Annotated in this window: 5 protein-coding genes; all 5 read right to left on the reverse strand. The window is 70.9% G+C overall.

What is annotated here, in order from left to right:
• A partial coding sequence (locus tag VGW35_21975; protein HEV8310341.1) for a hydantoinase B/oxoprolinase family protein occupies positions 1–1,037 on the reverse strand: 1,037 nt, incomplete at its 3' end.
• Positions 1,034–3,157 carry a hydantoinase/oxoprolinase family protein gene (locus tag VGW35_21980; protein HEV8310342.1) on the reverse strand — a complete coding sequence of 708 codons (2,124 nt, stop codon included), beginning with the start codon at positions 3,155–3,157 and terminating at the stop codon, positions 1,034–1,036. The genes VGW35_21980 and VGW35_21975, both read right to left, overlap by 4 nt.
• Positions 3,100–4,311 carry an amino acid ABC transporter substrate-binding protein gene (locus VGW35_21985; GenBank protein ID HEV8310343.1) on the reverse strand — a complete coding sequence of 404 codons (1,212 nt, stop codon included), beginning with the start codon at positions 4,309–4,311 and terminating at the stop codon, positions 3,100–3,102. The genes VGW35_21980 and VGW35_21985 overlap by 58 nt, the downstream gene beginning before the upstream one ends.
• 117 nt (positions 4,312–4,428) lie before the next feature.
• Positions 4,429–5,631: a CoA transferase gene (locus VGW35_21990; protein ID HEV8310344.1), complete on the reverse strand. Its 1,203-nt coding sequence runs from the start codon at positions 5,629–5,631 to the stop codon at positions 4,429–4,431.
• Positions 5,628–6,359: enoyl-CoA hydratase/isomerase family protein (locus tag VGW35_21995; GenBank protein ID HEV8310345.1), on the reverse strand; the 732-nt coding region annotated here is incomplete at its 5' end. The genes VGW35_21990 and VGW35_21995, both read right to left, overlap by 4 nt.

A 6,359-nucleotide genomic window follows, 5' to 3' on the forward strand; every position in this document is an offset into this window, starting at 1 on the left:
TCGAAGATCCGGTAGCAGAAGACGGCCCGCGGACCGCCTCCGGCCGGGGGACGCGGGTTGAGGAACGAGCCGAGCGGGGCCTCGATATGGAGCGGGCGGAAGGCGCCGTCGTTCTGGGGGCCGTAAGGATCGGTCAGGCACTTCACCGCCGCGTAGCAGTACGAGCGCGTGTAGTTGAGGTAGGAGTTCATCCCCGACTCGGTCTGGGGCCCGGTGCCATCGAAGTCGATGAAGACGTCCTCGCCGCGGACGGTGACGGTGACGAAGAGGCGCATGGGTGGCGTGTCCGGCCCGCAGTCGTCCATGAAGTCCTCGAAGGGGTAGACGCCGTCGGGGATGGCGCGGATCGCCTCCCGGACCTTGGCCTCGGTGCGGGCCATGACCTGGGTCATGGCGGCGCGCACGGTGTCGTAACCGTGGCGCTGGACCAGGTCCATGAACCGGAGCTCCCCGACCCGGAGCGAGTTGCGCTGGGCGCGGAGATCGCCCAGCATCGAGTCGGGCATCCGCGTGTTGGCCAGGATGATGGCGAGGACGTCCTCCTGCTCCTCGCCCGCCTTCCACGGCCGGACCGGCGGCAGATGGAGCCCCTCCTGGAAGTAGTCGAACACGCCCTCGACCGCTTGACTGCCCGGCCGCATCCCGCCGACGTCGGTGTGGTGGAGGATGTTGGCGGCGAACCCGATGAGCCGGCCGTCGGCGTGAAACGCCGGCTGGATCATGAAGAAGTCGGGGAAGTGCCCGGAGCCGAGGAAGGGACTGTTGAACAGCACGACGTCGCCGGGCCGGAGGCGGTTGCCGGGAAACGCCGCGAGGGCGTTCTTGGCCGCGAACGACATGGCGCCCATGTGGCCCGGGCTGTACGGCCCCTGGGCGACCATGCGACCGTCGGGATCGAAAAGGCACACCGAGAAGTCCTGGCCCTCCCGCGCCTGCTGGGAGTGGGCCGTGCGGTGAACGGTGGTACCGACCTCGACGGTGATGGACTGGAGGCCGCCCCAGATGACTCCGAGGGTGATCGGATCCACACCGCTCATGACTCAAGGCTCACGAGCAGGTTCGCCCAGGGGTCGACCTCGGCCACGGCGCGCGGGGGCAGCACCGTGGTCGATTCGGCCTCTTCGACCACCGCGGGGCCGGCCAGGCGGGCGCCCACCGGCAGTCGCCCGCGGTCGTAGATCGGGCAGGGGACGTAGTCGCGAAATTCCGGAAAGTACACCGGCCGATCCGGTTTCCGCGCCTCGCTCACCTGCCGGGTCCCCGGCCGGTGCGCTGGCAGTCGGAGGTCGGGGCCGGCCCCGCTCACCGTCACACCGACCGTGACCAGCTCGACCTCCGCCTTCGGGTCGGCGTAACCGTAGCGCTGGGCATAGGCGGCGTGGAAGGCCTCGCGCAGCGCGCCGAGGGGACCATCGGGAAACGGCACCGTCAGCTCGTACCCCTGCCCCACGTAGCGCAGCTCGGCGTTCCGCATCACCCCCAGCGGGCCGGTCACCCCCGCCTCGCGCACCACCGCGCTGCCGGCGGCCGCCATTTCGTCCAGGACCCGCCCGAGATCCGCCGCGTCGAGCGCGCCGAGCCGCGTCACGTACGAGCGCGAGAGATCGAACTTCACGTCGGCGGCCAGGAGCCCCAGGGCCGAGGTCACGCCGGCGGCGGCGGGGAGGATCACGCGCGGGATGCGGAGGGCCTGGGCCAACCGGCAGCCGTGGACCGGGCCCGAGCCCCCGAAGGCGGCGAAGGCGAGACGGCGCGGATCGTAGCCGCGCTCGATCGAGACGACGCGCGTCGCCAGCTCCATGTTGGTGTTCACGATCTGATGGACGCCCCACGCGGCCTCGGCCACCGTCAGCCCGAGCGGGCCCGCGAGGGCGGTCGCGATCCCCCGGCGCGCCCCCTCGACGTCGAGCCGCATCTGGCCGCCGAGGAAGTAGTCGGGGTTGAGGTAGCCGAGCACCAGGTTGGCGTCGGTGACGGTGGGCTCGCTCCCCCCCGCCCCGTAGCAGATGGGGCCGGGGTCGGCGCCGGCCGAATCGGGCCCGACCGTGATCACGCCCATCGCGACCCGGGCGATGGAGCCGCCGCCGGCGCCGATCTCGACGAGGTCGATGGCCGGGATCGTCATCGGAATGCCGCTGCCCGGCTGCAGGCGCACCCGGTGCAGCTCGAACTCGCGGATCGTCTGCGGCCGGCCGCCGACGACGAGCGAGAGCTTGGCGGTGGTGCCGCCCATGTCGAAGGCGACCAGGTCGGCATGGCCGGTGAGCTTGCCGTAGGCCGCCGCCATCAGGGCCCCGGCCGCCGGACCCGACTCGATCATCCGCACCGGGAAGCGGGCCATCGTCTCGGCGGTGGCGATCCCGCCCGCGGACTGCATGACGAACAGCCGCCCGCGATAGCCGAGATCGGCCAGGGCGCGCTCCAGCCGCTCCAGGTAGTCGCGGACCGCGGTCATGACGTAGGCGTTGACAACGGTGGTCGAGGTCCGCTCGTACTCCCGGATGACGGGCGAGACCTCGGAGGAGAGGCTGACCGCGATGTCGGGGGCCTCCTCGCGGACGATCTGGGCCGCCCGGCGCTCGTGGGTCGGGTTCGCGTAGGCGTGGAGGAAGCAGACCGCGAGCGTCGTGATCCCCTCTTTGGCGAGTCCCCGTACGGTGACCCGCAGCTCGGCTTCGTCGAGCGGCGTCAGCACCTCGCCGTCGAAGGCGATCCGCTCGGTGACCTCGCGGATGCGCGAGCGAGGGACGAGCGGGGCCGGCTTCTCGATGAACAGGTCGTAGACCTGATACCGTTTCTCCCGGCCGATGACGAGCACATCGCGGAAGCCACAGGTGGTGAGGAGGGCCACGTGGCGGCCCTTGCGCTCGATGACGACGTTGGAGCCGAGGGTGGTGCCGTGAACGGCCTGGGCCAGGTCGGACCAGCCGAGCTCCGCTCGCGCGACCAGCTCCCGCAGCCCGTCCACGGACGCGCGAGCGGGGTCGTGGGAGGTGGTGAGGCGCTTACCGGTCAGGAGCCGGCCGTCGCTGGCCTGGAGGACGAAGTCGGTGAAGGTGCCGCCGACGTCGAACCCGACCCGGAAGGATTGTCCGTGGTCTATTGGGAGCCCGGGCGCGGGTAGGCGTGCTTGCCCGACGCGATCTCGGCGGGCCACAGCGTCACGTACTTGCCCTCCTGGATCTGGGTCGGGAACGGGTTGAGGGTGCCCTGGCCGGTCTGGGCGTCGAACTTCAGCCGGCCGCTGATCGTCTCGATGTCGAGGCCCTTGATGGCGGCCAGGAGCTTCTCCCGGTCGAGCGTGCCCGCCTTCTCCAGCGCGGCGATCAGGGTCTCGAAGCCGAAGTAGTGGATCGAGGACCACGGGTAGTCCTCGACCTTGACGTTGAGCTTCTGGAGCAGCTCCTCGAACGGCTTCGAGTTGCCCGCCTTGACGCCCGGCATCCAGTACGCCTCGCCGGTGACCAGGTTGGCGTTGCGGATCCCGACCGCGCCGTAGAAGGCGACCCCGTGGTGGATCATGTGGAACTCGCGGGGGCTCAGCCCCTGCTCGAGCGCTTGCTTGAAGAAGGTCACCTCGCGGGCCGGGAAGGCCGACAGGTAGACGATGTCCGGGTTGGCGGCCTTGAGCTTGGTGATGATGGGCGTGAAGTCCTGGGTGGCGACCGGGAAGTACTCCTCGACCTTGACCTCGAGCCCGACCGACTTGGCCTTGGGGATGGAGCCCGAGCCGACCTCTTTGGGGTGGGGCGTGTCCTCGATCACGAAGCCGATCGACTTCGCCTTGCCCTCGGCCTTCAGCATGTCGAAGTAATGGTGCGACCACTTGGTGCCGTCGTCGATGACGCCGAGCAGCCACTTGAAGCCGCGCTTGAAGATGCCGGTCGAGTTGGCCTCGAGCGCCAGCATCGGGATCTGGTGCTTCTCGGCGACGGTGGATGCCGCCACGGTGATCGGCGAGGAGTAGGGACCGAGCAGGACGTGGACCTTGTCCTCGGTCACGAGCTTCTCGTAGAGGCGGACCGCGACCGGGGGCTGCGAGGTGTCGTCGTACACGATCACCCTGAGGGGCAGCTTCTTGCCGTACTCCTTCAGCATGACGCCGCCCCTGGCGTTGATCGTTTCCGCCCACAGCTCCATCATCTTCTTGAAGTGGCCGACCTCGGCCGAGGCCGGTCCCGTCACGGCCACCGTGGCGCCCACCCGGACCTCGGTGGGGGCCTGGGCCGAGGCTCCCGGCGCGAGGCCGAGCCCCACGCCGACCGCGAGCAAGAGGGCGATGATGGACAGCGGGATGTGCCGGTGTGTCATCGGGAGTCCTCCCGTGGTCGGGAAGTGGCGGTCAGGGCAGCGGAAACGGTGCTCTCACTGTAGGAGAATCATCCCGGCGGGTCAAGCACCGGGTACGCCGGCCCGCGGCGGATCGGCTCACGGTCCTGACTCGTCCGGACCCAGCGCGATGGCGCCGGCGGCGGCCAGCCGCTCGATCTCGGCGCGCCCGAGCCCGAGCTCTTCCAGGACCTCGGCCGTGTGTTCTCCGAGTCGCGGCGCCGGACGGCGGATGCCGACCGGGACCGCCGAGCCCTGGAAAGGCAGACCGAGCATGCGCACCCGTCCGTAGCCGGGCTGCTCCGTCTCGGTGACGAGGCCGAGATGGCGGACCTGGGGGTCCTCGAAGACCTCGTCGAACTCGTAGAGCGGCCCGGCGGCGATCGAGGCCGCCTCGAAGCGCGCGACCCACTCGGCCGTCGGCGCGGTGGCGAGCACGGTCTCGATGCGCGCCACGAGCTCCGCCCGGTGAGCGAGGCGGCTCTCGTTCGTCGCGAACCGCGGCTCGCTCCCCAGCGCCTCGTCCCCCAGGACGCGACAGAAGCGCTCCCACTGGTCGGGATTCATGAGGACGATGCTCAGGTACCCGTCCGCCGTGCGGTATGTCTCCGCCGGGGTCAGGTTGGGATTACGGTTGCCCTCCCGGCCCGGCCGACGGCCGGTATGCAAGTAGTGGGCGACCGGGTCGGGCAGGAGTCCCAGGGTCGACGCCAGGAGGCTCACGTCGAGGTACTGGCCCTCACCGGTGCGGACGCGGTGGACGAGCGCGGCGTTGACGGCGCCGAAGGCGACGTGGGCGGCCGCCACGTCGGCGACCGACCCGCCCACCTTCGTCGGCGGGTGGCCGGGCATGCCGGTGATCGCCATCAGCCCGCTCATCGCCTGGGCGATCGAGTTGTAGCCGGGCCGCCGCGCATAGGGGCCGGTCTGGCCGAACCCGGTGACCGAGAGATAGACCACGGCCGGGTTGACCGCCCGCACCGCGGCGTAGCCGAGGCCGAGGCGGTCGGCCCCGCCGGGCAGGAAGTTCTCGATGACGACGTCGGCGCGTCGCGCGAGCTCGAAGGCGAGCTTGGTGCCTTCGGGATGCTGAAGCTCGACGGCGATGCCGCGCTTGTTCCGGTTCACGGCCGCGAAGACGGCGCTCATCCGCCCGTCGCCGCGAAGGGACCGGAGGTCGTCACCGCGCCGGGGCCGCTCCAGCTTCACGACGTCGGCGCCGAGGTCGCCGAGCAGCATCGCGCAGTAAGGGCCGGCGATGACGCGGGAGACGTCGAGGACCCGGATGCCCTCCAGCATCATTCGCGGCCCTCGCGGTCCAGGAAGCCCTCCGTCATCGCGTTCACTTCGGGGAATCCCGTCCGGGCGATGGCGTTGATGCGCGCCTTCACCTCGGCCAGCGGGCGGAACGGCTTGGCCGCCAGCCTCTCGGCGTACTCCCGCACCGCCTTGGCCAGCTCGGCGCCCGGGACTACGCGATGGAGGAGCCCCAGGGCTCGGGCCTCGGCGGCCGGGTAGCGGCGGCCTTCCATGATGAGCTCCTTGGCCCGGGCCGGCCCGACCAGTCGCACCAGGCGGGTGGTGGACCCGACGCCGAGGGGCACGCCGAGGTCCACCTCCGGAATCCAGAGCTCGGCCTCGGCGGCCGCCCAGCGGAAGTCGCAGGCCAGCGTGAGGCCGACGCCGCCCCCGACGGCGTGGCCGTTGATCATGGCGATGGTGGCCTGCTCGAGGTTCTCGAGGAGGCCCATGGCCCGCTCGAAGAGCCGCCGGAACTGGCTCTTGCGGGCCAGGAAGACCTGCCGCCGCTCTTCTTCCGACATCGTGCTCTTGAGCCTGGCGTCGGCGCCCGCCGAGAAGACCGGCGGCGCGCCGGTGACGACCACGACCCGCGTGCTCGCGTCGTCGCGCAGCTCGGCGAAGGCCGCGGCCAGCTCGGCCAGCATCTCGTCGCTCAGCGAGTTGCGCCGGTCGGGTCGGTTCAGGGTCACCGTCGCGACGCGACCGTCGCGGTCGAGCGTGACGTTCCG

This window comes from Candidatus Methylomirabilota bacterium (assembly GCA_036005065.1).
Lineage (GTDB): Bacteria > Methylomirabilota > Methylomirabilia > Rokubacteriales > DASRDR01 > DASYQW01.

Coding starts and splice junctions, on each gene's coding strand:
- VGW35_21985 (HEV8310343.1), bottom strand. CDS start 4,311: ATGACACACCGGCACATCCCGCTGTCCATCATCGCCCTCTTGCTCGCG.
- VGW35_21990 (HEV8310344.1), bottom strand. CDS start 5,631: ATGATGCTGGAGGGCATCCGGGTCCTCGACGTCTCCCGCGTCATCGCC.